24 protein-coding genes are annotated in these 26015 nt (G+C 49.0%); 19 read left to right on the forward strand and 5 right to left on the reverse strand.

Features of this window, described 5'->3' with window-relative positions:
* Positions 1-17 precede the first annotated feature (17 nt).
* The 4 genes from MJ611_RS17645 (at position 18) to sigZ (ending at position 3716) form a co-directional block, all read left to right on the forward strand.
* Positions 18-1913: a DUF3857 domain-containing protein gene (locus tag MJ611_RS17645; RefSeq protein WP_250431765.1), complete on the forward strand. Its 1896-nt coding sequence runs from the start codon at positions 18-20 to the stop codon at positions 1911-1913.
* Between the two features lie 132 nt (positions 1914-2045).
* On the forward strand, positions 2046-2468 hold the full coding sequence (locus MJ611_RS17650; RefSeq protein ID WP_250431766.1) for an ArsI/CadI family heavy metal resistance metalloenzyme: 423 nt from the start codon (positions 2046-2048) through the stop codon (positions 2466-2468).
* 153 nt (positions 2469-2621) lie between these two features.
* The gene (locus MJ611_RS17655; protein ID WP_250431767.1) at positions 2622-3071 is read left to right on the forward strand and encodes a GNAT family N-acetyltransferase; all 450 of its coding nucleotides are present in this window, start codon (positions 2622-2624) and stop codon (positions 3069-3071) included.
* Between the two features lie 12 nt (positions 3072-3083).
* Positions 3084-3716, forward strand: coding sequence for an RNA polymerase sigma factor SigZ (gene sigZ / locus MJ611_RS17660; RefSeq protein WP_250431768.1), 633 nt, complete (start codon positions 3084-3086; stop codon positions 3714-3716).
* Between the two features lie 687 nt (positions 3717-4403).
* Here sigZ and MJ611_RS17665 read toward each other — a convergent pair.
* Positions 4404-5048: a thioredoxin family protein gene (locus tag MJ611_RS17665; RefSeq protein WP_250431769.1), complete on the reverse strand. Its 645-nt coding sequence runs from the start codon at positions 5046-5048 to the stop codon at positions 4404-4406.
* Positions 5049-5272: 224 nt separating this feature from the next.
* Between MJ611_RS17665 and MJ611_RS17670 the strand changes: the two genes are divergently transcribed.
* Positions 5273-6229, forward strand: coding sequence for an NAD-dependent epimerase/dehydratase family protein (locus tag MJ611_RS17670; RefSeq protein WP_250431770.1), 957 nt, complete (start codon positions 5273-5275; stop codon positions 6227-6229).
* Between the two features lie 214 nt (positions 6230-6443).
* Here MJ611_RS17670 and MJ611_RS17675 read toward each other — a convergent pair whose 3' ends face one another.
* On the reverse strand, positions 6444-7400 hold the full coding sequence (locus MJ611_RS17675; protein ID WP_250431771.1) for a DUF1684 domain-containing protein: 957 nt from the start codon (positions 7398-7400) through the stop codon (positions 6444-6446).
* Between the two features lie 88 nt (positions 7401-7488).
* A complete protein-coding gene (locus MJ611_RS17680) occupies positions 7489-8511 on the reverse strand; it encodes an AraC family transcriptional regulator (RefSeq protein WP_250431772.1) in 1023 nt (340 codons plus the stop codon).
* A gap of 138 nt (positions 8512-8649) precedes the next feature.
* Between MJ611_RS17680 and MJ611_RS17685 the strand changes: the two genes are divergently transcribed.
* The 9 genes from MJ611_RS17685 (at position 8650) to MJ611_RS17725 (ending at position 15537) form a co-directional block, all read left to right on the forward strand.
* Positions 8650-8904 (forward strand): autorepressor SdpR family transcription factor, encoded by a 255-nt coding sequence (locus MJ611_RS17685; RefSeq protein ID WP_250431773.1) that lies wholly within the window; start codon positions 8650-8652, stop codon positions 8902-8904.
* A 4-nt stretch (positions 8905-8908) separates the two neighbouring features.
* On the forward strand, positions 8909-9574 hold the full coding sequence (locus MJ611_RS17690; protein WP_250431774.1) for an SdpI family protein: 666 nt from the start codon (positions 8909-8911) through the stop codon (positions 9572-9574).
* An 87-nt stretch (positions 9575-9661) separates the two neighbouring features.
* Complete coding sequence (locus MJ611_RS17695) at positions 9662-10048, forward strand: hypothetical protein (protein WP_250431775.1); 387 nt, start codon at positions 9662-9664, stop codon at positions 10046-10048.
* A 67-nt stretch (positions 10049-10115) separates the two neighbouring features.
* The gene (locus tag MJ611_RS17700) at positions 10116-10712 is read left to right on the forward strand and encodes a hypothetical protein (protein WP_250431776.1); all 597 of its coding nucleotides are present in this window, start codon (positions 10116-10118) and stop codon (positions 10710-10712) included.
* A gap of 142 nt (positions 10713-10854) precedes the next feature.
* Positions 10855-11307, forward strand: coding sequence for a GNAT family N-acetyltransferase (locus MJ611_RS17705; RefSeq protein ID WP_250431777.1), 453 nt, complete (start codon positions 10855-10857; stop codon positions 11305-11307).
* Positions 11308-11561: 254 nt separating this feature from the next.
* Entirely contained in the window at positions 11562-12125 is a 564-nt protein-coding gene (locus MJ611_RS17710) for a hemerythrin domain-containing protein (protein ID WP_250431778.1), read from the forward strand.
* 101 nt (positions 12126-12226) lie between these two features.
* Positions 12227-14548, forward strand: a complete 2322-nt coding sequence (locus tag MJ611_RS17715) for a glycoside hydrolase family 55 protein (RefSeq protein ID WP_250431779.1) — start codon at positions 12227-12229, stop codon at positions 14546-14548.
* A gap of 306 nt (positions 14549-14854) precedes the next feature.
* Complete coding sequence (locus MJ611_RS17720; protein WP_250431780.1) at positions 14855-15154, forward strand: GNAT family N-acetyltransferase; 300 nt, start codon at positions 14855-14857, stop codon at positions 15152-15154.
* Positions 15155-15189: 35 nt separating this feature from the next.
* Complete coding sequence (locus MJ611_RS17725) at positions 15190-15537, forward strand: MmcQ/YjbR family DNA-binding protein (protein ID WP_250431781.1); 348 nt, start codon at positions 15190-15192, stop codon at positions 15535-15537.
* A gap of 611 nt (positions 15538-16148) precedes the next feature.
* Here MJ611_RS17725 and yidD read toward each other — a convergent pair.
* Positions 16149-16370, reverse strand: a complete 222-nt coding sequence (gene yidD / locus MJ611_RS17730) for a membrane protein insertion efficiency factor YidD (protein WP_250431782.1) — start codon at positions 16368-16370, stop codon at positions 16149-16151.
* Positions 16371-16465: 95 nt separating this feature from the next.
* Between yidD and MJ611_RS17735 the strand changes: the two genes are divergently transcribed.
* The 3 genes from MJ611_RS17735 (at position 16466) to MJ611_RS17745 (ending at position 22038) form a co-directional block, all read left to right on the forward strand.
* Complete coding sequence (locus MJ611_RS17735; RefSeq protein WP_250431783.1) at positions 16466-18805, forward strand: S46 family peptidase; 2340 nt, start codon at positions 16466-16468, stop codon at positions 18803-18805.
* A 390-nt stretch (positions 18806-19195) separates the two neighbouring features.
* The gene (locus MJ611_RS17740) at positions 19196-19948 is read left to right on the forward strand and encodes a PorV/PorQ family protein (protein ID WP_250431784.1); all 753 of its coding nucleotides are present in this window, start codon (positions 19196-19198) and stop codon (positions 19946-19948) included.
* A complete protein-coding gene (locus MJ611_RS17745) occupies positions 19948-22038 on the forward strand; it encodes a helix-hairpin-helix domain-containing protein (RefSeq protein ID WP_250431785.1) in 2091 nt (696 codons plus the stop codon). The genes MJ611_RS17740 and MJ611_RS17745 overlap by 1 nt, the downstream gene beginning before the upstream one ends.
* Positions 22039-22414: 376 nt before the next feature.
* Here the strand turns inward: MJ611_RS17745 and MJ611_RS17750 are convergent, their stop codons facing one another.
* Positions 22415-24364, reverse strand: coding sequence for a peptidylprolyl isomerase (locus MJ611_RS17750; RefSeq protein ID WP_250431786.1), 1950 nt, complete (start codon positions 24362-24364; stop codon positions 22415-22417).
* A gap of 144 nt (positions 24365-24508) precedes the next feature.
* Here MJ611_RS17750 and MJ611_RS17755 point away from each other — a divergent pair, with 144 nt between their 5' ends.
* Entirely contained in the window at positions 24509-24985 is a 477-nt protein-coding gene (locus MJ611_RS17755) for a hypothetical protein (RefSeq protein ID WP_250431787.1), read from the forward strand.
* A 10-nt stretch (positions 24986-24995) separates the two neighbouring features.
* The gene (locus MJ611_RS17760) at positions 24996-25496 is read left to right on the forward strand and encodes a hypothetical protein (RefSeq protein ID WP_250431788.1); all 501 of its coding nucleotides are present in this window, start codon (positions 24996-24998) and stop codon (positions 25494-25496) included.
* Positions 25497-26015 lie beyond the last annotated feature (519 nt).

Consider the following 26015-nt stretch of genomic DNA (forward strand, 5'->3'; position numbering starts at 1 on the left):
GTACACGCATTTTAAATATGAAACGCAAATTATATACGTTGCTCCTGCTAACCTTTGGCCTGCTGGCTGTTCAGGCAGAAGCGCAGCATAAGATAGACCTGGTAAAAGGAGCCAATGCCATTGTCAAGTTAGAGGAAACTGTTTTTACTGTTAATTCTGCTGGCAGCGGCACCACCCGTATCAAGACTATTATCACCATCCTGAATGAGAGCGGAAAAGAACATGCCAGGCTGCAGGTGGCTCACGACAGGCTCAACAAGGTAGACTATATCAAAGGTACCAGTTACGACCTGGCCGGGAAGAAGATCAAAAGTCTCAAAAGCAGCGAGATCAAGGATGTTAGTGCCGGAGCAGGCGATAATGAAATTCTTGACACCCGCGTAAAGTATGCCGATATGGCTCATACGGTATATCCTTACACAGTAGAGTACGAATACCAGACCACCTCCAGCAACATGATGTTCTACCCGGTTTGGGTGCCGCTGGCCAGTAGCAAGCTGTCCGTTGAAAAAGCTACTTTCCAGGTACTGATGCCAAAAGGAATGAAGCTGCGATATCGTGAAACCAACCTGCAGGAGAAAGTAAAGCAGAGTGCTACGGCTACGCACGATGTGTATAGCTGGGAGGTGCAGAACCTGACGCCACTGGACACAGAACCTTACGGCCCGTTTATGGCTGAGGTAATCCCGATGGTGCGCACCGCGCCTGCTGATTTTGAGGTGGAAGGCTATAGGGGAAGTATGGAAAGCTGGCAAAAGTATGGCCACTTTATCAACCAGCTGAACGCTGGCCGCGATGTGCTTCCGGAGGCTACAAAACAAAAGCTACAGGCTTTAACAGCCGATACTAAAGACCCGCTGGCAAAAATCGACAAGGTGTATAATTACCTGCAGTCCAATACACGCTATGTTTCGATACAACTGGGGCTTGGTGGATGGCAGCCTCTGGAGGCAGGCTTTGTTGCCTCAAAGGGCTACGGCGATTGTAAAGCACTGACCAACTATACACAGGCCATGCTGAAAGAAGTTGGTGTCCCGTCGTTCCAAGCTTTGATCCGGGGAGGTGAGAACGAGCCGGCTATCATGACCGATTTTCCGAGCAGCCAGTTTAACCACGTAGTGCTGTGCGTACCACTGCAACAGGATACGCTGTGGCTGGAGTGCACGAGCCAGAATGAATCGGCAGGCTTCTCGGGCAGCTTTACCGGTAGCCGCAAAGCACTGCTCATCACCCCGGAAGGAGGGAAGCTGGTGAATACACCATCCTACACAGCCGCAGACAATACCGAGCACCGTACTGTAAAAGTGAAGCTTGATGAAAACGGCAACGGTACAGCCAACGTCATCTCGCGCTATACCGGCGAAGAGCACGAGACCTACCGCGATCTGATACACCATTACGCTGCCGAAGAACAGCGCAAGTGGCTTTACTCGAATATCAAAGTACCTGCATTTGAAGTAAAGAAATTCGCTTTTGATCTGAAAAAAGGTCGCCAGCCTGAGGTGACCGAGAAGTTGGAGCTTAGCCTGCGCCAGTGCGCGACGCTAAGTGGCAAACGCATGTTCCTGACACCAAACCTGATGAACAAGTGGACCACCGTACCCAACACCGTAGAGAAGCGCAAGTGGGAGGTGGTACGTAACTCTGCCTACACCAACGTGGATACGGTCGTTTACGAAATGCCTGTCGGCTATACTCTTGAATTTAAACCAAACGATACAGAGTATAAAACAGCATTTGGTACCTATAAAGCGACTACTAAAGTAGACGGGCAGCAGGTTACCTACATCCGTTCGCTGCAAATGAACAAAGGTCGCTTTAGCCCCGATACTTACGCTAAAATGATAGAGTTTATGAACAATATGCTCAAGGCAGATGCCCAGCAGGTCGTGTTTGTAAAGAACATACCATAGGAGTCTGGAGCGATGCTTTTAACTGCAGCCCACTACGAGATTTAAAAAAATTTTCGGTGGGCTGCGTCTTTTTCAGAGGCTCCCCGTCATCAGGGTATCATCAACAGAAAAACACCTAAAAAAGACATAGCCATGAAACGATTTCACGTAAACGTAAGAGTAAAGAACCTGCAGGAGTCGGTAAATTTTTACACGGCGCTTTTCGCCGCGGAGCCAACTGTACTGAAACCGGATTATGCCAAATGGATGCTGGAAGATCCGCGCATAAACTTTGCGATATCGCTGCACCCGGAAAATGCGGGCATCGAGCACTTAGGCATACAGGTAGAGAGCGAAGAAGAGCTGGGTGAAGTATACAAGCGCCTGCAAAATGCCAAAGGGGCGATCAGGGAAGAAGGCAAATGCACCTGCTGCTATGCCAAATCCGAAAAGTCCTGGATCACAGACCCGCAGGGTGTTGATTGGGAAACCTTCTATACGTATGGTGAGGCAACCGTGTACGGAGAAGGAAAGAATGCCCGCCAACCAGAAAAAGAAACAGTAGCAGCCCATTAGTACAAAATAAAACGAAGTCTGCACCAGCCACGAACATTTTTTGTCTGTGGCTGGTGCAGGCTATTTATAATTTTTACCTTTCTTTTGGATATGCAAACCGCTACGGATATAACAACAGAATTAGCTCCAATGCTGCCTGAACATTATAGTCAGGTGAAAGAAATCTATCAATTAGGCATTGCTACCGGTAACGCTACCCTGGAGACCAAAGCACCGGAATGGGACGAATGGGACGCCAAGCACCTGCAGAGTTGCCGCCTTGTTGCCCTTGTGGATGGCCGTGTAGCCGGATGGGCAGCACTTACGCCGGTGTCGGGCAGGTGCGTATACAGCGGTGTAGCAGAAGACAGTGTCTACGTACACCCGGACTATAAAGCCAGAGGCATTGGCAAGCTGTTGTTGAGCAAACTGGTGGCGCTGTCTGAAGAGCAGGGTATCTGGACGATACAGGCGGGCATACTTGCAGAGAACCAGGCAAGTATAAACCTGCATACGCAATGTGGTTTTAAAGTAGTAGGCGTACGCGAGCGGCTGGGGCAACTGCATGGGCAATGGCGCAACGTATGCCTGATGGAACGCCGAAGTACAGTTGTAGGAGTATAAGCACACCGGAACATGGAAGCAGCAAAAATCAGTAAGGATCAGAATGAAAATACCTGCAACTCCTGCAGCCCTTGCGAGAGCGTGGGCCCGGTATTTCTTGAGTACGAGGACCGGTTGAAAGCCTTTATCGGGAAACGGGTAAAGGATCAAATGCAAATGGAGGAAATATCGCAGCAGATCTTCCTGAAGATTTACAAAAGCTGTGAGCAGCTGCCTAAAGTGCGTAACCTTAATGCCTGGCTATACGAGATCACGCGCAATGCCGTGTATGATTTTTTTCGCGAAAACAGCCGGCTCGTGGAGCTCTCCGGTAAGGAAGAAGGCACGTACGAAATGACACAGGATTTTGCAGATGACCTGGAAGCACTTGTGCGGCCCATGATCAAAATGCTGCCTCCTGAATATGCCGAGCCTTTGCTCATGAGTGAGTTGGAAGGAATCAGCCAGAAAGAGGTGGCAGAGAAACTGGGCATTTCTTACTCCGGGGCCAAATCCAGGATACAGCGCGGGCGCGAGAAGCTGAAACAACTGTTTATGGAATGCTGCCACCTGGAACTGGACCGCAACGGACAGGTGCTGAGCGCCAGGGTAAGATCAGATTGCAAACCGCTGCAAAACTTACAGGCAGAACAGCAGGGAATCTGATAATCAAAATCAGTTGCTTATCTGAGATGTTAGTAATAAATGGCTGGCTTAACTCCGGAGTACTTCTCTTCCTAAAATCTTTTATAGCTTGATGGGAAATCTATATTTATAGCTGAAGCTTATACAAGCAGCCAGCAAGCCTTTGCTTCGTAGCTCCTGCTGTTCCTCAGTCTTACTTACCTATACTTTCATTGTCTGCTTTGGTGCGCTCACGGCCGCGGGGCCTCGCCTTTGCGCATCGCGCTGTCTATTGAAGCTGCTCCTCGCTTACGCTGCGGGCTGCCCTTACGGGCACCGCAACAATAGAAGGCGCTCAACGCAAAGGCTGGAAACAACACTGCTTTGTGAGCTGCTATGCCACTGGAACCGAGTCGCCCTTTGAAGGGGAGATGACCAACAGCAGCTATGAAACTGATACTTGCAGCGTAAGTAAGTTCAAGCTCCCCTCCTTAGACAAGAAGGGGCTAGGGGTGGTTGGAGAACAGCAACTATGAAAGTATAATCTCAACTTTACCATAGCCCAAATCCCCTCTTGAGAGGGGCAGGGGTGTGTTCATACTTTTCCCACACCAATTCCCCGCTGTTCAAGCTGCCAGGAGAAGCAGTAAACTTAAATTCCCTCCCCTAAAAACAGAGGAGGGAATTTATACCTGGATAATCAACATGTCTGTTTCAGCTCTTTCTGCCCTACAGGATATCCATGGGTTGGTCCTGCGGATTTTTCAGGCGGGCCCAGCGTGGAATCAGTTGTTTGAATTCCTGTATTATTGTCTGGCTGCGGTCTTTGGCGTACCAGCCGTGCAGTTGCTCCACGAATTGCTGGTAAGGCACCTGCTGTGCTTTCAAATCCATAAAAAGTCTTTGTGCTGGTTCCGGGCGCGGGCCCCAGGTTCCTAACTCTTTCAGCGTAACAGCATCCAGTGCAATCAGTTTCGGGATAGAGCGCCCGCCATTGGTCAGGTAGGCATCCATCACTTCCGGGTTTTCGTCACGCAGCAACAGTTTAACATCAACCAGCGGTGAGGCTTCCGCAATTTTTACCAGCGCCGGCACGCATTGGGCGGCATCACCACACCAGGCTTCCGTCAGGATCACCCAAATCATCTTGTTCTGAACGCTGAGCATAAGCTGCACCAGTTCGTCATCCAGTACAGTGGTTTTTTCTACACGGCGCATGCGTTGCGCATTCATGCGGGTGTAGGCTACCATATCGTCGGAGTGGTTGGTGCCGGTGGTCTTGTGTTCGGCAAGCAACACATCGATCAGCTCCCGGTACTGCGTATAAGTTAATGCTTTGGCCAGGTGCTGGTGTGTTATAACGGTATCTGTCATAAATGTAAAGTTGTTAGAGCCCATCAGGCATCGAAAGTATAGAGGAGGCAGGTTCTTTCAAAATCTTCCTGCTCAATCTTTGTTATACAAACTCAATGGGCTGGTTGTTTAAAAACTGCAGCAATCTCTGTTGCTTTGCGCAATTGGGTAAATGGTTTGCAGGTTTTGTCAACCGGTAAAGTACACTTGCCCCGATCTTTGCAGCATACTTAATCTGAAACAACATGACAATACAACAGGCTAATTACCTTGTACTTGGTGCAACCGGCAGCATTGGCTATGCTTTTGCCATGGAGCTGCTGAAAAGAGGGGAACGCGTAACCGTACTGGTGCGCGACGGCAGCAAGGCAGCTAAACTTTTCGGCCAGGCGCCTAACCTGCTGGTGGCCGAAGGCGATGCACAGGACCTGGAATTGATGAAGCGCCTGGGCAGGCAGGCAACGCATATTTTTCACGGGATCAACTACCCTTACAATAAATGGGAAGGCAACATGGAGCGTGTTACGCAGAACGTGATTGTGGCAGCCTCGCAAAATCATGCTACCATACTTTTCCCGGGCAACGTGTACAACTACGGTAACATTAAAACGGAGATAACCGAAGACACGCCGATGGAGCCGGGCACAAAAAAAGGAGCCATACGGGTAATGCTGGAGCAGATGCTGCAACAAGCTGCTGCGGAAGGCAAATGCCGCGTGCTTGTACTGCGTTTGCCCGATTTCTGGGGACCCAATGTGCTGAACGAAGGGATTGCTCCCATCTTTAGGGCAGCCCTTAAAGGAGAGGCCATGCCCTGGCTTGTCCGCAACGATATCCCGCACCAGCTGGTGTATACGCCTGATGCCGCCCGTGTATTTTACGAACTGGTACAGCTACAGCCGCAAGAGCCTTATGCCCTGTACAACTATGGAGGGGAGGTGATGCCAAGTATAAAAGCATGGCAGGCGCAACTGGCAAGTATAGCTGGCAACAAACCGAGGCACAGGCTCTACAGCAAAACCTTCATTAGTATTATGGGCCTGTTTATACCCGTGCTGCGCGAACTGAAAGAAATGCTCTACCTCTTCGAAAATACCATCCTGCTCAACGACGACAAACTGCATCGTGTGCTTCCGCAGTTCACCGAAACCCCAATGCAGCAGGCCATGCAAGAAACACTTGCCTGGTTCAGGAAAAATTAATTGTTGATTGCTAATCGTTTTTCACCAACAACCTATACTTCAGCAGCCTTTCCGCTTGCCGGTGAAAACACGCAGCAAGGGCGGAATAAGTTAGAAGGTTAAAAAGTTAGAGAGTTGAAGGTAACGCCCTACAGGTAGCGACCTTTCCAGATCGTGGATAAAATAGCACCCAGCACTCAGCAATCAACAATTTAGCTATCCAACAATTCAACAATCAATGTCCAACCTCATAGGCTTTTTCGCCGGCCGGAACAGGTATGGAGAGGAAGTTCTGGCGGGGCGGGAGCGGGCAGGTGGCATAGGTGACAAAGGCGCAAGGCGGGTTGTAGGCCTTGTTGAAGTCAAGTATAACTTTGCCGTCTGCACCAGGTTTGTCGGCGTAGAGGTAGCGGCCGGCACCGTAAGTGTCGATGCCGTTAGTTTTATCAGCGAAGATGATGAACAGCTTGTCGCCTTCTTCCAGGGCATCTAAGCGGTGCTGCTTGCCCTCTACGGTAAATACCAATGTGCCCGGCGAGTTCTCCTGCGAGGTTTGCCCGACAATGTTGGTGATAGAGATCTGCTTTGGCGTAGGGTGCGGCTCCAGGGTTGCCTCCACTTTCCAGTCCAGCGTTGCCTGGTAGCGGTCTATACCTTTGAAGTGGGTGAGTGCTTCGTTCTGTGAATCGCGGAGGCGGATGCCATACTTGTCGCCGCGCCTGATGGCAAACCAGGTAAGCGTGCCATGGGTCAGTTGAGGTACGGTGTCCTGATCTGAAGTATAGAGTGTGGCCTGCTGCACCGGTTGATCGTTCAGTTTCACTTCCACGCCATCTGCTATAGTGGTGCTCACGATGCCGTTCTTCAGAGTGATGATGCCTGCCTGTGCCGGTATCTTACCTTCCGGAAAAACGATATCGTTCTCTTTGCTGCTACCAAAGGTGTTTTCGCCTTCCTCCAGCCAGAAGAGTCCGGCCAGCGTCAGCCAGCCATCCGCTGCTTTCAGGCTCGCTTCACGCTCCTGCTGCCACTGATCTATTTCAGCTACATAAGTCGCTTCATTGGCTGCAGCAGTCTCCGGTTTGCGTTCCGGTTCAGAGCAGGCAGTTGCTAGAAGCACGGCGGCTGCCATAAAAGTATAAATGGTTTTTATTCCGGACCGGATGAGCGATTTTGTGCCTGGTATGATCATGGGGTTAAGTTACAATAAATAAGCAATTCTCACTCAGCCCTGGGGACTGCCTGTTGAAGTATAGGTTATTCTTGGCCTGTCACTTTAATCAGGCAATTGCTATACTTTGCCTGTAGTGCTGCGGCGGCAGGCCTGTCCATTTCTTAAAGGAGCGGGAGAAAGCGCTTGGCTCCGAGAAGCCCAGCAGGTAGGCCACATCCGATACGGTATGCCGGCCGCTTTGCAGGTGGCGCAATGCCAGTTCTTTCCGCACCTCATCCAGCAACGCCTGGTAGCTGGTGTTTTCTTCGTGCAGCCGCGCCTGCAACGACCGCACACTTACCGCCAGGCTCCGGGCGACCGTGGTTATACTTGGCTCTTCGCCTTTCAGCAGCCTGGCCAGTTCGCGCTGCACTTTCTCGGCCATGCTTTTAGGCTCGCGCAGGCGCTGCAGGTACTCGTTGGCGTACTGCTCAAACAACAGGTTCAGCTCCGGGTTTGGGCTTACCACTGGCAGTTGCAGGTATTCTGTATCAAACACAAAACCACTCACAGCTGCTCCAAATACCAGTTCTGCACCCGCAAAAATACGCTGATGCTCGGTTATACTTTCTGGCTGCGTGTAAGCAAACAAAGCTTGCCGGAAAGGCAGCTTTTGCCCGACCAGCGCCTCAAAGGCATTTTTGTAGATCACCATTTCGGAGTCGATGGCGTGGCGCGGATCGGTAAGGGCAGGGCTAACGACCTGCAGCACCACATGCGCCTCCTGCTGCTGCACCTGCAGGCTGGTGCGGATGCCTTCGCACACAATGTCCTGGTACTTGCACAGCTTCCGCAGCGATTCGTGCAGGGTAAGGGCGTTCATCATCACATAAGCGATCAGGCCTGCTGAAGTCGGGTTAACCGCTTCGCTAACGTGCAGGGCCACGTCCGGGTCTCCGGTAACTTGCACGGCCGTTTGCCACAAAGCCACCATCTGCGCGATGGTGATGCGGGCATTCACATCCTGCAGTTGCTCCGGTTTTATACCTGCCGCCCGGGCTATACTTTCGGCATCATGCCCCTTCAGTCGCAGCACATGCAGCACCAGGTTTACAGAAGAGGCGCTGAGGGTATGTTCTTCGTGGTTCACAGCTAGTATACTTACAACTGCTAAGGTAGGCATTAGCCGGCAGAGGTGCAGCGAAGGTAGACGGAAAATAAATTTGCGACTTTATACTTGTATTTTTTGTGAATATTTAGATATTTGTCTAAATACCTAAGCAAGTCCGTGAACAAGGTTTTCAGAGCACTAAACGACCAGACGAGGAGGGAGATACTAAAGCTGCTGAAGGAGAAAGATTTGTCGGCAGGGGAGATCGCGGAGGCGTTCCAGATCTCGAAGCCCAGCATCTCGCACCACCTCGACATCCTTAGCCAAGCCGACCTGGTGACGTCGGAGAAGAAGGGGCAGTTCGTGATCTACTCGCTCAACACCACCGTGCTCGACGATATTCTGGAATGGATCATCACACTTAAAACATAAAACCATGAAAACGACCAGCCTTACCCGCGAAATCATACTTTGGTTCATCATCCTGGTGCCGCTCGCCTACCTCGCCCTTTCCTGGAACGAGCTGCCCGAGCGGGTGCCGGTGCACTTTAATGTGCAAGGCGAAGCCGACGGTTGGGCAGGCAAAACCTCACTCATCGGCATTGTTTTCCTGACGACAGTGGTCATGAACCTGCTGCTGCTGCTCATCCCGAAGATTGACCCGAAGCGAAAGCTGGCGTACATGGGCAGCAAGTATGACCAGTTGCGGTTTATCCTGGTGGGTTTTATGGCGGCCCTGGCGATGTTCGTCATCTACAACGCCGTGCACGAAGATACTTTCCAGATCAACATCCTGTTTCTGCTGCTGGGGGCAATGTTTGTAGGGCTGGGTAATTATTTCCAGGCGATCAAACCCAATTACTTTATCGGCATCCGCACCCCCTGGACGCTGGAGAGCGAGCACGTGTGGCGCAAGACGCACCGCCTGGGCGGCAGGTTGTGGATGATTGGCGGTTTGCTGATGATGGTGCTGGCCTTGCTTCCTTTTGATCAGTTCCGGCAAGTGCTGTTCCTGGTAATTGTAGGCGTGCTAGTGTTGATACCTGTTATTTACTCTTTCCTGGAGTCGCGGAAGGAGCAGCGGATGGAAGGGCAGGTATAGCCTGGAAGTGGCTACAGTGAACTGTGGACTTTGACAGAAAAGTGTACGTTTATTACTGTTAGCCGGTAGTTATATTTAAGTTTAAGTATGAAAAATGGTAATATAAGTCAATTAACCTTAAATAGTTTAATAGCTGTTGTAGTAGCTTTTTTATTGTTTATGCTGGCAAAGGAAGTTAAATGGCTACCTTTCTATGAACATAGACCTGATAAATGGCATTTATTTGTCCTACTCGTAGCTACTTTAGCCTTATTACTCATATTATCAGTAATTAACTTAATTATAACCTACAGGAATAAACAGCTTCTTGACTTGTTACTTCCCTTTGCCTGTGCAGGCATACCTCTATTTCTACTGTTGGGCAATATAAATGATGAAACGATTATAGGGGCAACAATCTTACTTTTTAGCTTTTTTGTAATGGAGGGTTGTTTGATTTTTAAAAGGTTAGGGATTAGAAAACATAAAGTATAACCACACCTATACGGTAGCAACGCCACAGCAAAGCCTAGACTACTAACACAAAGAAACCATCAAGCCTATGAGAAGTCTTATCCTGAAGAATCTGCAAGGGAAAAAGATTCTGCTGCTTTTTGTGGTGACGATGTCTGTTTACCTGGTCATGATCTTTATCACGATCCCCTGGTTAGTTACTTATTCGAAAGGGCTGAGCACCCTAGATATGCTCCCAACCGGGTATGATCACAAGTATGCTTTGTCACTTTTTCAGGCTTTAGGTGAGGAGGGAAGAGATTATTACCTGAGTCGGCAGCTTCCGCTTGACTTCTTCTACCCCGGCCTTTTTGCCGTTACGTACGCTTTGCTGTTTGCCTACCTGTTAAGAAAGCTGGACAAGCAAGATTCGAAATGGTTCGTTATCGCCTACTTACCCATTTTGTCTGGCGTTGCGGATTATCTGGAAAACATCGGGATCATCAACATGCTTCTGACTTTCCCCGATATCAGTGCTACTGTTATAGAACTGACGAATTATTGCTCGATAGTGAAAAGTTTTAGTACCTCGATCTACTTTGTTGCCCTTCTGGTATTGCTGGGAATCTTTGGCTATTCTAAACTGACGCGGAGAGCTACGCAAAACCCAAGAGTGCCTGGAACGGAACCAAAGTTGAGAGTATAAGCAGCACCTACGGGGCGACACATAAAGTGTCCTTCTCTTAGGTAAGTACCTGGCTGTGCAAAGTATAAAATCCAAGCTCAGCTTGTTAAATTTCTGGTATCGTCTGCATCTTTGTGCACGAACACCGCATATACTCTCAGCAATGGAAACCATACTTAGAACAGACTCTACCCACCCGGGTTTTCGAGCACTCGTAACGTTGCTCGACAAAGACCTGCAGATCAGAGACGGCGAGGACCATTCCTTCTACGCCCAGTTCAACAAGATCGACAAGATCAAGCATGTTGTAGTTGCCTACAAAGACGATGTGCCGGTGGGCTGTGGTGCCATCCGGGAGTATCAAACAGGTGTTACTGAAGTAAAGCGTATGTTTGTAAAGCCTGAGTTCCGGGGGCAGGGCATTGCCAGGCAGGTGTTAACAGAGCTCGAGAAGTGGGCACGCGAACTCAACTACACCGCCTGTATACTGGAGACAGGCAAGAAACAACCTGAAGCCATCCGCCTCTATCAGAAAGCCGGTTACACCATCATCCCTAACTATGGCCAGTACAAGCACGTGGATAACAGCGTGTGCATGCAGAAAGACCTTAATTAAGAAGACCTCGAGCAAAAAATCTAAAATTAACTTTCAGCTTCTTCCCAACACCTCTATACTCTCTGACAGTACAGACAACACGATAAGGGCTCAGGTACGAAGTCCTCGTTGAGTTATACTATTTGATGAAGTATCAGCCTAATCACAGCTGCACTTTAATTGCCTCATCCTGGCGATTGCCATACTATTGGATAAATCGTAGTATAAATAGGTCTTGTGGTTGTATTTCGTTCTAAATCAAAGTATAAATAGCTATGAAGTATCCGGTCATAATAAGTGCTGTGGTGTTGGCAGCTTCCCTTTCGGTACAGGCACAACATCAAAAAGACAGTACGCACAGGCAAACAGAGAAGCATGCGAGTCAAACAACTGCTGCTAATTTCAAGGTGCCCGTTTCTATGAAAAAAGAGCATGAAGAGCTGCATCGTAACCTGGAGAAGTATACTAAGTTGCCCGGCAAAACTGGTGCTGCTGCCAAAGCCGTTGCAAAAGTGCTGCACCCACACTTTGTTAAAGAAGAGAAGTATGCGCTGCCACCACTCGGGTTACTTCCGGACCTGGCAAAAGGCAAAACCACTACGCAGATGAAAGAGGCCATTGCCATGTCAGACAAACTGAAAAAGGAACTTCAGCAAATGCTTAAAGAGCATCAGCAGATCGTGGCATCGTTGGAAGCATTGAACAAAGCTGCCAAAGAAGAAAAACACCCGGAAGTTGTCCGATTCACAGAAGCCTTAAAGCTGCATGCACAGACAGAAGAAGAAGTGTTCTACCCAACAGCTATTTTGATTGGTGAATACCTGAAAATGAAGTTGTAGTTGGGTTATGTTTAAGGGTTGGTTTAGCAATGCCTTTAATTTTGATTCAGCAGGAATTTGAATTTGGCAAATGATATCGCTACTGAGTAGTATAAAATATTATGGAGCAATTGAAAATCAACTATTCGTACTTGATAAAGCTATTATGTGTTAGGGGCCAACTCAGAAAAGGTTTATGTTTTCTGATAGGGATATTAGTAGTTTCCTGCCAACCGGTAAAGCAAGTAAATGACAATGTTATTACGTCAACACCCGAGACTCTTCCAACAGGTCCACGAAAAGAGCAAGGTAATCCGGTGCATTTAACACCGGTTCCTCTGAATGCGACACCTACCGAAATTCAAGCGTTGCTGGATCGCAATCATAATGTATACTTTAAGTCTGGGACCTACAATATTGGGACATTACGTATCAACGAATGGCAACACGGCCTGATTTGGGGGGCAGGACGATTGACAACGACCTTAAAGGGCAACATAATCATCAGCGGCAGCCGCAATATTACTGTTGGTAACTTCAATGTCATCAATGACAAAACAGCAAAAGGTGACGCTGTTATTGATGTGATTGGTGAGACCAATGGGAAGTTAACACTTCTGAATACTTTGGTTTCCGCTAACAAAGATGGTATTGCTATCCGCCTGAAGGCCCCTGGGCAGTATATAATTCAAGGGTGTAATCCTAAAGCAAGTGATATTGGGATTAGCATTGAGAATCCTAAAGCAATTGTAAATGTATTTGGAGGCAACCTCCAGTACAACCGAATCCACATACAGCAAGTATCGGGGCACCTTGATGCAAGAGCCTTCGGAATGCAGGTATGTAAAGGTGAGGCAGACATTATTCTGCATTCTCCATCACCTTCTGGTTATCATTTGATCGAAGGCGTGCGCAGTGAAGGCAGCAACGGTACAAACGTTAATGAGGTATTGCTGAAGGTTCCGTTAACAACAGCTGCTGTAAATGTTGTGTTGCGGGCAAATGCGCTAGGGAGTATGCTTCATTTTGCGGACTATAATGCCAGCGGGACCCTAATATTGTTGGAGAATGTAAACTATCCTGGTGAGGAGGATAAAAGTTCTGTTGGTGTAAGAACTGGTAGCAGAGGGTCTGCACGGGTGTTGAGTTTTGGGAATAAGTATGGTTTATGCTATGATGAAGCTCCCGGACCATTTGTGATAAGTTCTACAACGAAAGTCCAGTCTATGGGAGATCTGTGGATGTTACCCAACACAAAGGACTATAAGAAACCGTTTAACGAACCTATAACTAAAGAGGCTATGTTGAAAGCGGGTAAAGTTGTGCCGCCTAAGCTCTCTTTTTTAACAACAGCTGATTCTGTAGCTGTACAGATACCTAGTCTCCCTTTATATAAAGTGGCTACCGGTCCTCGTATTGCCAATTTGTCCGAACTAATGCTAAACGTGAAGGATTTTGGTGCTATACCAAACGATGGCAGAGATGATTATGCAGCCATTCAAAAAGCTTTCAAGACAGTGGTGATAGATGGAAGATTCTGGGAACCTATCTATTTCCCAGCCGGCAAGTATGAATTAAGCAAACCCTTATTTTTAGACCATCTGGCAGGTGGTGGCTTTTGGGGTGATGGCGCTGATAAGACAGTTCTGATCAGTACCACAGGCAATGGTGTCATAAAATCTGATGGCGCAGGTTACTCCACTTTCGTGGACATGGGTTTTGAAAATAAGGCTGGCGCAGAAACTAAAACTGCTGATTTTGATTGGATCAACGTTGTATCCACGGATAAGGCGCGGAAAAAAAGCGGTGCTGCTTTGCAGGCAAATATGTTCTACCGCTGTCGGTTTGAGAATGGGGGCTTTGGTATGTCCGTCGGTACACACAGAATGGGTGACGGTTTTATGATTATTGATTGTATTTTCAGAAACAATAGAACGCTTAATGGAGAGGGTGCTGCTTATTGCTCTGAAAACTTCAATGTACACACTAATCCCTTAGTACATTGTACTTTTGAGAATGTGGATCACGCTGTTTTAGCAAGAAAAGGTAGCTTTAACTTTTATGGTAACCGTTTAACTAACATCCAGACAGCTGCACTAAGATTTAACACCATTGTAGGAAACGGTTTTGCCATTGTCAATAATGAAATGGATGCGTCGCCTGCTCCCTTCGTAGCAACGGGCCACAGTTCAGCAAAAGCTCATCTTCTTATCGACCGGGTTAATGTGAAACCGGCAGCCACAACGCGCAGTGCTTCTAAATACAGGCTTGGCGGTTCTGTTATGTTCCTAAATTCCTCCTTCCCTAATCGTACTATAGCGAACGGTGGTGGTATTGGTGATAATTCATTAATAATATACAAAACCATTGCTGCTGATGCTTCGACAAACGGAAGAGCACACGGTTATTTTATAAGCGTGAAGAGGAAAAATAATAAAGAATAATTTAACTACTGGGTTCGCTTTTGTCTAGGCACCATGCATGTATTATCCTATAATATGTACAGATAATATCTGCCCTTAACAAAGTGTAATATCTTATTGACCTGTTAAGTTTCTTGTATTGGCTGCATATTTGTGCACTATCAGTGCATGTACTTAGAATTAGGGAGACCATATTTAGGACTGATTCAACTATAAAAAAACGAGCGCTGTTAGACAGGGACCTTCAGATCAGAGATGGCAAAGGTCACTCCTGCTATGCCCAGTACAACAAGATCGACAAGATGAACAAGATTAACCACGTTGTAGTTGATTACAAAGGATGGCGTTCCGGTTGGTTGTGGCGCCAGTAGAGAGTATATTGCAGGCGTAACCGAAATCAAACGCATGCATGTGAAGGCCGCATTCCGAGTGCAGGACATTGCCAGGCAGGGATTGGCTGAGCTCGGAAAATGGGCGCGAACTCAACTAAACCGCCTGTATACTGGAAACAGGCAAGAAGCAACCCAAAGCTATTCGGCCTTGCCAAAAAATGACTACACCACTATTCCTAACAATAGCAAATATGAGCACGTGGATAACAGCGTGTGCATAAAAGACATCCGGTAACAAAATTCGGACGCAAACAAGCCCAATATCAAAACATGACAATCGAAGACATTCAAACGATTTGCCTGGAACTGAAAGGCGTAACAGAAGACATCAAGTGGGAGGACCATTTGTGCTTTAACATCGGCGGCAAAATGTTTCTGGTCACCTCTCCGGACAACGTGCCGGTATCTGTCTCTTTCAAAGTGCCGGACGAGGAGTTTGAAGAGCTTATCGCAACAGATATTTTTACCCCGGCTCAATACCTGGCCCGGTACAAGTGGGTGTATGTGGATGACATCCGCAAAGTAAGCAAAGCAGAGTGGGAGCGTTTTGCCAGGCAGTCGTATGCGTTGGTTGCTGCTAAGTTGCCGGCAAAGCTCAGAAGGGAATTGGCGCTGTAAGGGAGCTAACTAAAGTATAAACTTATCCTTGCCTTCGTCGCGGAAGTGGAGTTCTACTGAAGTGGAGTCTTTCTATAGCAAGGTTTATACTTTCATAGTTCCCGTTTTCCAACCACCCCTTACCCCTCAGAGCTACGCTCGCTAGCTTCGAACTCGTGTTCTCGCTAGTCTAAGGAGGGGAACTCTGGCACTGCTATACTTGGAAGTATAAGTTCCATGGCAGATGAATATACACACCCCTACCCTCTCAAGAGGGGAATCTTTGCTTTTGCTATAGTTAAAGTATATGTTTCATTGCTGCTGGTATAACACGGACAGGTCGCGACCTGTCCCTACACATGGTTCCTGTTGCATAGCAGCTTACGAAGCAGTGTCGTTTCCAGTCCTTGGGTTGAGCGCCTATGCGAGTTTTTCCAGTGCCTGCAAGGCATTGTGACGCAGGAGCAAAGGAAAAGCTCCCAGCGCTCAAACCGAGGACGAGGCTCCGTGGCCGTGAGCGCACCAAAAGTAGCTATGAAATAAAGGGTAAGTAAGACTGAGGAATACGAGTGGCTACGAAGCAAAGGCTTGCCTGCGCAAAGTATAACACAATTATGAAATCAATCCCTCTCCTATGGCACCGGATCATACCCACTGCCGCCCCAGGGGTGGCAGCGGGCAATGCGCTTTAATCCCATCCAACCTCCTTTAAACGGGCCATACTTTTTCACAGCTTCCACGGCATAGGCCGAGCACGTAGGCGTGTAGCGGCAGGTGGCCGGCGTTAGTGGCGATATCAGGTGCTGGTATACCCAGATTAGGGCCAGTACTATTTTCTGTATTATCCAGGTCATGGTTTGATTTTTGACTCCCTTAAAGAGCCGAACATCTGTTAGGTGCGGCATATTTTGCTAAATTTGTCACAGTTTAACTATCTAAACAAAATTTCATGTTTAAAAGAATCCTTTCACTCTTACTTTTAGTCTCGCTGTGTGCGCCTTTTGCGTCTAAGGCAGACGAAGGTATGTGGCTGCCGATGCTTGTCAAGCGCCTGAACCACGCTGACATGCAGAAAAAAGGCTTGCAGCTGACTGCCGAAGAAATCTACAACGTGAACAACTCCAGCCTCAAAGATGCCATCGTTCAATTCGGCGGTTTCTGTACAGGTGAGTTTATCTCTAAAGAAGGTTTGCTTCTAACAAACCACCACTGCGGTTATGGTGCCATCCAGTCGCACTCTACAACCGAGCACGATTACCTGACCAACGGTTTCTGGGCTGCTGACCGCAAGCAGGAGCTTCCGAACGAAGGCCTGTTCGTAGACATCCTGGTACGCATGGACGATGTCACCGGCAAAGTGCTGGAAGGCATCGATAACAACACACCGGAGCAGGAGCGCGCGCAGAAAGTATCGGAGCGTATGCAGGCTATCGCAAAAGAAGCCGGCAACAACGGCCAGTACGTGTCTTATGTACGCGATTTCTTTAACGGCAACGAGTACTACCTGTTCGTGTACGAGCGCTTCAACGATGTTCGCCTGGTAGGTACGCCTCCATCATCAGTTGGTAAGTTTGGTGGCGACACCGACAACTGGATGTGGCCACGCCACACCGGCGACTTCTCTATGTTCCGTGTGTACATGAGCCCGGACGGCAAGCCTGCCGATTACTCTCCAAACAACGTTCCTTACAAGCCAAAGCACCACCTGCCAGTTAACATTGCCGGTGTGGAGCAGGACGACTTCTCCATGGTATTCGGTTTCCCTGGCCGTACGAAGCGTTTCATGACTTCCGAAGGTCTGAAACTGGATGTAGATCAGCTGAACAAGTCGCGCATTAAGCTGCGTGAGAAAAGGCTGGCCCTGTGGAAAGAAGACATGGACAAAGCTGATGCTACCCGCATTCAGTATGCGTCTAAATATGCGTCTACTTCCAACTACTACAAATACTCGATCGGTCAGAACGATGGTATCAAGCGTATGAAAACCGTCGAAGGCAAGCAGGCAGAGGAGCGCAAGTTCCAGGCCTGGGCCGATGCCGATGCGCAGCGCAAAGCCCTTTACGGCGACGTGCTGAAGCAGATGAACGAAGCGTATGCTGTTATCGAGAAGTATAACCTGGGCAGCGTATACCTGAACGAGGCTGTACTGGGCACTGAAGCGCTGCTGTTTGCTTACCGCATGAACGCGCTGAACAGCGCGCTGAAAGCTGGTAACGCCGAAGCTGCCAAAAAAGCGGCTGAAGACCTGAAGCCAAGAGCAGAGGCTTTCTTTAAAGACTACAACATGGCTACCGATAAGAAAGTATTTGCGGCCAAAATGAAGTTCTATTCTGAAGACATCGCGAAAGATCAGCAGCCGGAAGCATTTAAAAAGCTGGTTACCAAGTATAAAGGCGACTTCAACAAACTGGCAGACTACATCTACAGCAACACCTTTGTTGTAAATAAGCAGAAGGTGAACCAGTTCTTGGCTAACCCATCGCAGAAGCAGTTGGAGAACGATCCGGCTTTCCAACTGGTAAGCTCCATTATGGAGAACTATGCAACTAATATCGCTCCGAAACTGGCTGAAGCCAACGCAAAGCTGGCTAAGGCAAACCGCCTGTACGTAGCCGGCCTGCGCGAGATGAACCCGAACAAAGTATACTACCCGGATGCAAACTCCACGCTGCGCCTGAGCTACGGTTCTGTGAAGAATTACAAGCCTTACGATGGTGTAACCTATGAGTTTACCACCACGCTGGAAGGTATCATGCAGAAGGAAGACCCGACAAACGAAGAGTTTGTGGTGCCTGCCAAACTGAAACAACTGTACGAAGCAAAAGACTACGGCCGCTATGCCAACAAGGATGGTCAGCTGGTAGTTAACTTCATCACCGACAACGACATCACAGGCGGTAACTCCGGCTCCCCGGTAATCAACGGACGTGGCGAACTGATCGGTCTGGCCTTCGACGGTAACTGGGAAGCCATGACCGGTGACCTGGTGTACGATCCGGAATACAAGCGTTGCATCAACATGAGCGCCAACTACCTGCTGTTCATGATCGACAAGTATGCCGGTGCTACCAACCTGATCAACGAAATGACGATTGTGGATACCAACAGCCCGGGACCTGCAGATGCTGCTACTGCAAATGTTAAAGCAGGTGATGCAGTAGCTCCACAGGCCGAACTGCTGAACGAAACAGTAAAAGAAGCAAACGAAAAACTTCGCGCTGGTAAAACAGAGTTCAAGATTGAGAAAAAGAAAGGCGACGCACGCGTTAAGCTTCAGGTAAAAGACTAAGTATAGTTCTGAACCAAACTAGTGAAAAGCGCTGAGGGATCTCCTCAGCGCTTTTTTTATTTTAGCCGTTGTTGGTGTCCTCACTAACAACTTACACTTCATAGGCGCAGTGCTTGCTGGTGAAAACACGCAGCAAGGGCTAAGGGTATAGCGTCAAAAAAAGCCGAAACAGATCTGTCGATTGCTTTCGCAAGTATAACTCTGCTAAAAATTGTACGGCTTTTCAATATTCTTCTTTTAAAATGTAAATATTTTTAACTCCCTATCGTACAAGTCTACTTTAAAAAGTACAAAACCTGAAAGAATGGGATAAAGCTACTTTTACCTCACCATTTATACTTCTGGCTGCTTTTTCTACCTTGCCTGGCACAGGCACAGGCCGATGCGCCTGTGGGTGCCCGCGCTGCCGCTTTGGGCAATACTTCGGTTACGCTCCCCGACCTGTGGGCGCTGCACAACAACGTAGCAGGTATGGCGCATCTGGAGCAGGCAAGGGCTGGAGCTTATGTCGAGAACGGCTTTGGCATTCGCGCCTTTACTACAGTGGCTTTGCTGAGTGTTTTGCCTACCGCAAAGTATGGCACTTATGGCCTTAGCTTAAGCCGTTTTGGTGATGAGCTTTACAGCCAGCAGCATGTTGGCTTGGGTGTGTCGCACAAACTGGGGCAGTTTAGTTTGGGAGCGAAAGCCGAAGTATGGCAGGTGTCAGTAGAAGGGTATGGCAGCCGAAAGGCGGTCACTTTATCGGTAGGTGGGCAGGCTGAGGTGATACCGGATATATACTTTGGCGCCTATGCCTATAACCTGAACCAGGCAAAACTGGCTGCTTTTGAAGACGAACGCCTGCCTACGGTGATGAAAGCCGGGCTTTCGTATCGCCCTTACCAAAAGCTGCTGCTTGCAATCGAAACGGAAAAGCACATCGACTTCCCTGCCGATTTTAAAGCTGGCCTGGAGTACCAGTTGCTGCAGGAAAAACTTGCACTACGTACCGGTTTCAGTACGCAAACCCATAAACTGACCTTCGGTGTAGGTTTGCAGGCCAGGCAACTGCAGGTAGATTATGCCTTCGGCTCTACCACGCAATTAGGCATCAGCAACCATCTTTCGCTGGCTTATACTTTCAGGAAAGGAGGCAGCTGATGCGAAGTACTGTGCTGGCTTTAGTTATACTTTGCGTTTGGCTTCCGCTACAGGCTCAGGACTACCCGCGCCAGACCTTCGACTTTGACTTGTTCGTACAGGAGTTGTTCGCCCAACAAGAGGATGAGAACATACCTTACGAAGACTTTTACGAAACCCTCTTCCAGTATTACCAGCACCCCGTCGACCTAAACAATACCACCCCCGAAGAGCTGGCTTCCCTATTTATACTCTCGCGCCCGCAGATCGCCTCCTTCTTTAAGTATACCAGCGAGAATGGCAAACTGCTTAGCATCTATGAACTGCAGGCCATCCCGGACTTCGACCTGCTCACCATTTATAAGCTCGTATACTTTGTGCGGGTAGCGGATGCAGGCCTGAATGCTGACCAGCGGCCGTTGCTCCAACGCATCGTGGGCGAAGACAACAATGCCTTGTTGCTCCGCTACGAACGCACGTTGCAGCAACGGCAGGGCCATGCGCCCCTCGACAGTAGCAGTCGTTCTGCCAGCCGCTATCTTGGTTCTCCGGATAAACTTTACCTGCGCTACCGCGTGAGCCACACCCGCGATTACAGCTTTGGTGTTACTGCTGAGAAAGACGCCGGCGAAGCATTCGCATTCGATAAAGCCACCCGCCGCTATGGTTTTGATTTTTACTCAGCACACCTGCAGCTCTATAACAAAGGCAGGTTCAGGTCCATTGCACTTGGCGATTACCAGTTGCAGATCGGGCAGGGGCTGTTGCTCTCGTCGGGCTACAGCGTAGGCAAAGGCAGCGAAACCATCACCACCGTGAGCCGCGCCAACCTTGGCATCAGGCCCTACAGCTCCGTTTTGGAGTATGCGTTTTTCAGGGGAGGAGCGGCTACCTACAGGTTGAGCAACCGTGTAGACGTGACAGGCTTTTACTCACTTAAAAGAGTGGATGCCAACCTGCAACTGCAGCAGGATACGCTGGATAGTTTCAGCGATTATTTCTCCGGCATACAGACATCAGGATTTCACCGCACACAAAGTGAACTGGCTAACAAAGGACAGGTGCGGGAACAGATCTATGGGGGCAACCTGAACTATCAAAGTTCCAACCGGGCCTTCACCGCCGGACTTACCGCTTTGGGCACTGCCTACAGTTCGCCAATTCAGAAAGCAGGTGCGCCGTACCAGCGCTTTGAGTTCAGCGGCACCACCAACTATAACCTGGGTGCCCACTACAGCTACACCTGGCAGAATGTATATCTGTTCGGGGAAACGGCTGTCTCCAAAAGTGGTGGTTTCGGGAGCGTAAACGGCGTGATGGCAAACCTGTCGAACAAAGTGGAAATGGCAATGCTGTACCGTCACTTTGCCCGTGACTTTCACACGTTTTACGGCGGAGCTTTCAGCGAAGGTAGCCGAAACATCAACGAGCGTGGCCTGTACACCGGTATCAAACTGAAACCCTTCCCCAAGTGGGAGCTGACCGCCTACTACGACCGCTTCCGGTTTCCGTGGCTGCGTTACCGCGTGGATGCTCCATCCCATGGCGATGAGTACCTGATAAGGGTATACTTTAAACCTACCCGGCAGACCTCCCTCTATGCCCAGTTCAGGGCCGAAAGCAAAGGACGCCACGTCGCAGATAACAGCTCCAGCCTGGATTATGTGGCGGAGGCTAACCGCAGAAACTACCTTTTATACTATGAGTTCACGCCGACACCGGTTGTAAACCTGCGCTCGCGCGTGCAGTTCAGTAGTTTTGAGCTGGAGTCGCCGCAAACATCAGGCTACTTGATTGCACAGGATATTAACTTCAACTTCAGCAAAGTGCGCATCAGCACCCGCTACGCCATTTTCGATACCGACGATTATGAAACACGGCAATATGCATTTGAGCGGGATGTATTGTACGCTTTTTCCATTCCGGCCTTCAGCGGCAAAGGCACCCGGCTTTATGCCTTGTTGCAGTTCCGGCCGTTGCGCCAGCTGGATGTATGGCTCAAGTACAGCTTCACGCATTACCGCAACCAGGACACTATCGGCTCCGGTCTGGATACGATTGAAGGCCCGCGAAGATCGGATGTGAAAGCGCAGGTAAGGTATAGGTTCTAAGAGAAAGATTTGCTCCACTTACTACACTCGCCCTTGCTGCGTGTTTTCACCAGCAAGCACAATGCGCTATAGTTGGAACGATTTTGCTCAAGTATAACTTGTCTGTGAAAACGCCAACAACGGCTGGAACGATGTATAGAGAAGCTTGCCCTCGCTCGCCTCTGGCGAGTTTACGCTATCTCACAGCCTCTGGTCGTTTAAGTTTATACTTCAGCATATACTTTATACTTGGGGGTGCAACGTGGCGGGACGACTTGAAATAACTCACACTCGCAGAGGCGAGCGAGGGCATAGAGCCCTCTTCTGAAAGCAAAAGGCCATACTTTGCCAGCGTGCTGCTAACAAAGTATGGCCTTAAGATCAAACTCGTTTATACTTACTTGAGCTCCACCGACACAATTTTATCGCCTACTTTCAGCTGGTGCACCACGTTCATGCCTTCGACTACTTTTGCGAAGATGGAGTAACGGCCATCAAGGTGCGGCGTAGGAGAGTGGGTGATGAACCACTGGTTGCTCTCAGTGTCTTTGCCGGCAGAGGCCATGCCTACAAAACCTTCGCGGTAGTGCAGCGGTGCAAACTCCGAGCGGATAGAGTACTCAGAGCTGCCCCAGCCATCGCCGCGCTTGTCGCCGCCCTGCGCTACGAAGTTAGGTACTACCCTGTGGAAGTATAACCCGTCGAAGAACTTCTGCTTGGTCAGTTCTACAAAGTTTGCCACCGAGCCCGGTGCATCTTCTACGAACAGTTGCAGCTGAATATCGCCTTTCTCTGTACGTATCAGCACGCGCTGGTCGGTAGGTATGGTTTGTACCAATGCCCAATTGATGGGGTGCGTGAACGGGTTTTGGGGTGTTACGGTCTCTTTGTTACCGCTCAGGTAATCGATGGTTTTCTGCAGCTCGATGTTGGTTTCCATGTCGCGGGGCAATACCAGTTGCTTCTGTGCCTGCTTCAGGAAAGTATAATCTTTATATACTTCCTTGAAGTTGAGCTTGGGATCGCGAATCACACCGGCAGCTAGGCCCACAACTGCCACATCGCCGGAGGCAATGCCTTTCCTGAATATAGCGGCAAAGTCCTGCTCCAGCGCTTTCGGGAAATCCGGCTGCTGGCGCATGGCTGCCAGCGCTTCCATGCCGTAAGTGGCAATTACCGGTTGGGGCGCGGCAAAGGTCTGCTCGGCAATAAAGTTATAGTTGTTGAAATCAGCAGAGAGCGCCTTCAGCAGGTGTGCTTTGTCGTAAGGATTTTGAGTTTGCTGGTACTGCTGTTTGTACTGCGAGCTCAGTTTATCCTTTTGTTCGCTCTTGCGCAGGATCACCCAGATCAGGCCCGCCCGTACGCGCCCATCCTGCACCTGGGGCAGTGCCTGCTGCAGTACTTTCGCATCTGTATCAGCATAATTCGCCTGCAGAAACTCGGCCGTAGCTACTGCAGTATTGATGTTCTTGTCTTTCAGTCCGGCAAGTATGGCTTCTTTTATCTCGTCGAACTCCAACCCCGCCATAGAGCGGATGGCGCTGAGGCGTACGCGGTAATCTGGGTCGCTCTGCGCGATGCCAGAAAGTATGGTGGCCTTATCATCGGCTTTCACTTTGCCCAGTGCCTGCGCAACTGCCATGCGTACCTCCGGTGCTTTGTCTGAAGTGGCCGAGGTGACCAACTCTTTTCTGTAAGCGGTCAGGTCGAGCTTTGGGGTGCAGGCAAGAAAATGCGCTGCAGCAAGACGAGCTTCGTACGGGGTTTCAGCCGATAAAAAGCTTACCGCTTTTACAACTCCCTGCGTTGTATGCTGCTGTCGTTGGCCCGCACGGTACAAGCCCCAGGCCTGCCCGGCCTGCGCGGCAGGGTTAGGAGCGTTGTAAGATGCCAGGTAAGTGACGCCTGCTTTTTCCGATACTTTGCCCAGCGCTTCCAGCAGCTCGGCCTGTACTGCCGGGCGTTGCTCCTGTTGTATGAGGCGCACCATACTTGCCTGTGCTTTTTTATGGCCGATCTGGCCAAGAGCATAAGCGGCGGCCAGGCGCACGGCCTCCGTGGTATCCGACAACATGCCCAGCAGTTGGGGAATAGCCAGTGTATCCTGCACCGAAGCAAAGGCTAAAGCGGCCTCCTGGCGGTATTGCGGTTTGGCATGGCTCAGGTAAGGCAACAGATCGGTGGTTTTACGCTCGTCCTGCAGGGTGTATAGCTTTTGCAGCGTCTGGTCGGCGAACTTGTTTGCGCTGACGGTACTGCTGCTTACAGGCTTACTTTGCTGGGGCTGCTGGCGGCAGGCTACCAGGCTAAGAGCTATAAAAAAGAGGGCGTAGCTTTTTCTCATGTATACTATTGTTGCTGGTGTAGGTAAAAATAAAACATTGAGGCAGCGTGCTTTAGAACCGTATAAGCAGGTGCCCTGTGTATTTATATTTTGCAAAGTATTAAAAAATTGTTATTTTCAGTTCTAAGTTGAGTTAAAAGATAGATGCAGGAAGGTAATATCAGACTTTTTGAAGAGGCCTACGCGCATAAACCAAAAGTGGAGCGGTGGATACTGACTGCTGCTTTGGGCTCAATAGCATTGCACTTTGTCTTTATGGTGTACCTGCTGCTGAAAGGTGGTTTCAGCACGCTCTTTATCGTTGCGTACCTGCTGAGTGCAGTGGTATTGGTGGTGGTAATGGTAAGTTACTGGCTCGAAAAAAGACCGCACAACCGGAAGCATCTGACCTTAACCGGGCAGGGTGTCCGCTACCGATCCAACTTCCTGGAAAAGGAGCAGGAGTTCGACTGGAACGAGGTTGATACGGTGCAGTTGGGGAGCTCAAATGTTACGTTCATCCTGAAGAATGACGAGCGCCATAACGTGAGCATGGAAGTGATCCGGGACGAAGAAGCCCTGCAGCATGCAATAGATCAGATCAGGAGCCAGGCCAGGCATAATGGCATAGAAGTAATTTAAAGTATAGCCTATGTATATAAACCTTTACCCAACAAAAGAACTACAGCGTACAAAACAATCTTTACTTGGCTTCGGCATTTTCCTGGCGGGTGGTGGCGTTTATGCTTTGGTCCGGGAAGTTCTGCAGCGCGAGCAACTGCAGCTGTCGTGGCTGCTTAGTGCCTGTATCATCATGGCTGTAGGTCTGGTGCTTGTCTCGTTGGGGGCCGGCTGGATACAATTAAAAGAAGCCTTCTTCTCAATGAACCCGGAGCGCATCAGTTACCGGCTGACGCTCTACGGTCAGCAGCGCATGGTAAACTGGAATGCCGTTGAGAGCGTCCGCATCATACCGAATACAGTAATATTCGAATTTAAAAGTGGCAAGCGGCTGGTGCTGCGCCTTGGACTAGTCCAGGACGAGAAAGTAGCCCGTCACATCGAAGCAAGTATCCGCCTAGCAGCGCTTCAGCAGAACATCAGCATCAACGGGGTGCAGGTGCACAAGCAGAAAGCCGGGTACATCGCATAAGCCATACTTCCCGTTGCTTAAGGCAGACGTATCAGAACCAGCTAAAAAGATGGTTCTGGCTGCCGGATTATGCAGTAATGTATAACCACCCAGTCTAACCGGGTGCATACTTCTGGTTTGATCGTTCTGTCTGTGCAAATCAGGTTTGCTGCAGTGTTTCCGTTTTTAGTTTTTCTTCGGGTATTCCAGATGTGCGCATCTGCTTAAAACCAGGCTACTTGCTTCTGCTATTTATCTCCGCCTCATTAATGTGATCAGCTTTTTCTCACGTCTGAAACGCATAATTATATCGTACTTTAACTGCCTTTTGTTATGTTGTTTAATTTGTGTTTTTGTAAGAATATGTTAGTTTAAAGTAGCTGTGTTTGCAATAGTATTGTATAATTCCTTTGTTGCATATGATGTTGCTTCAGTTTGTTAAGTTGTGCTGCAGAGATAAAGTATATTTTATATTAAATAAATTTTATATATCACTTGTGAGATGTTTTTATTTAACTTAGTTTTGTGACGTAAAAATCA

The sequence above is a fragment of the Pontibacter ruber genome (assembly GCF_023630205.1).
GTDB lineage: Bacteria > Bacteroidota > Bacteroidia > Cytophagales > Hymenobacteraceae > Pontibacter > Pontibacter ruber.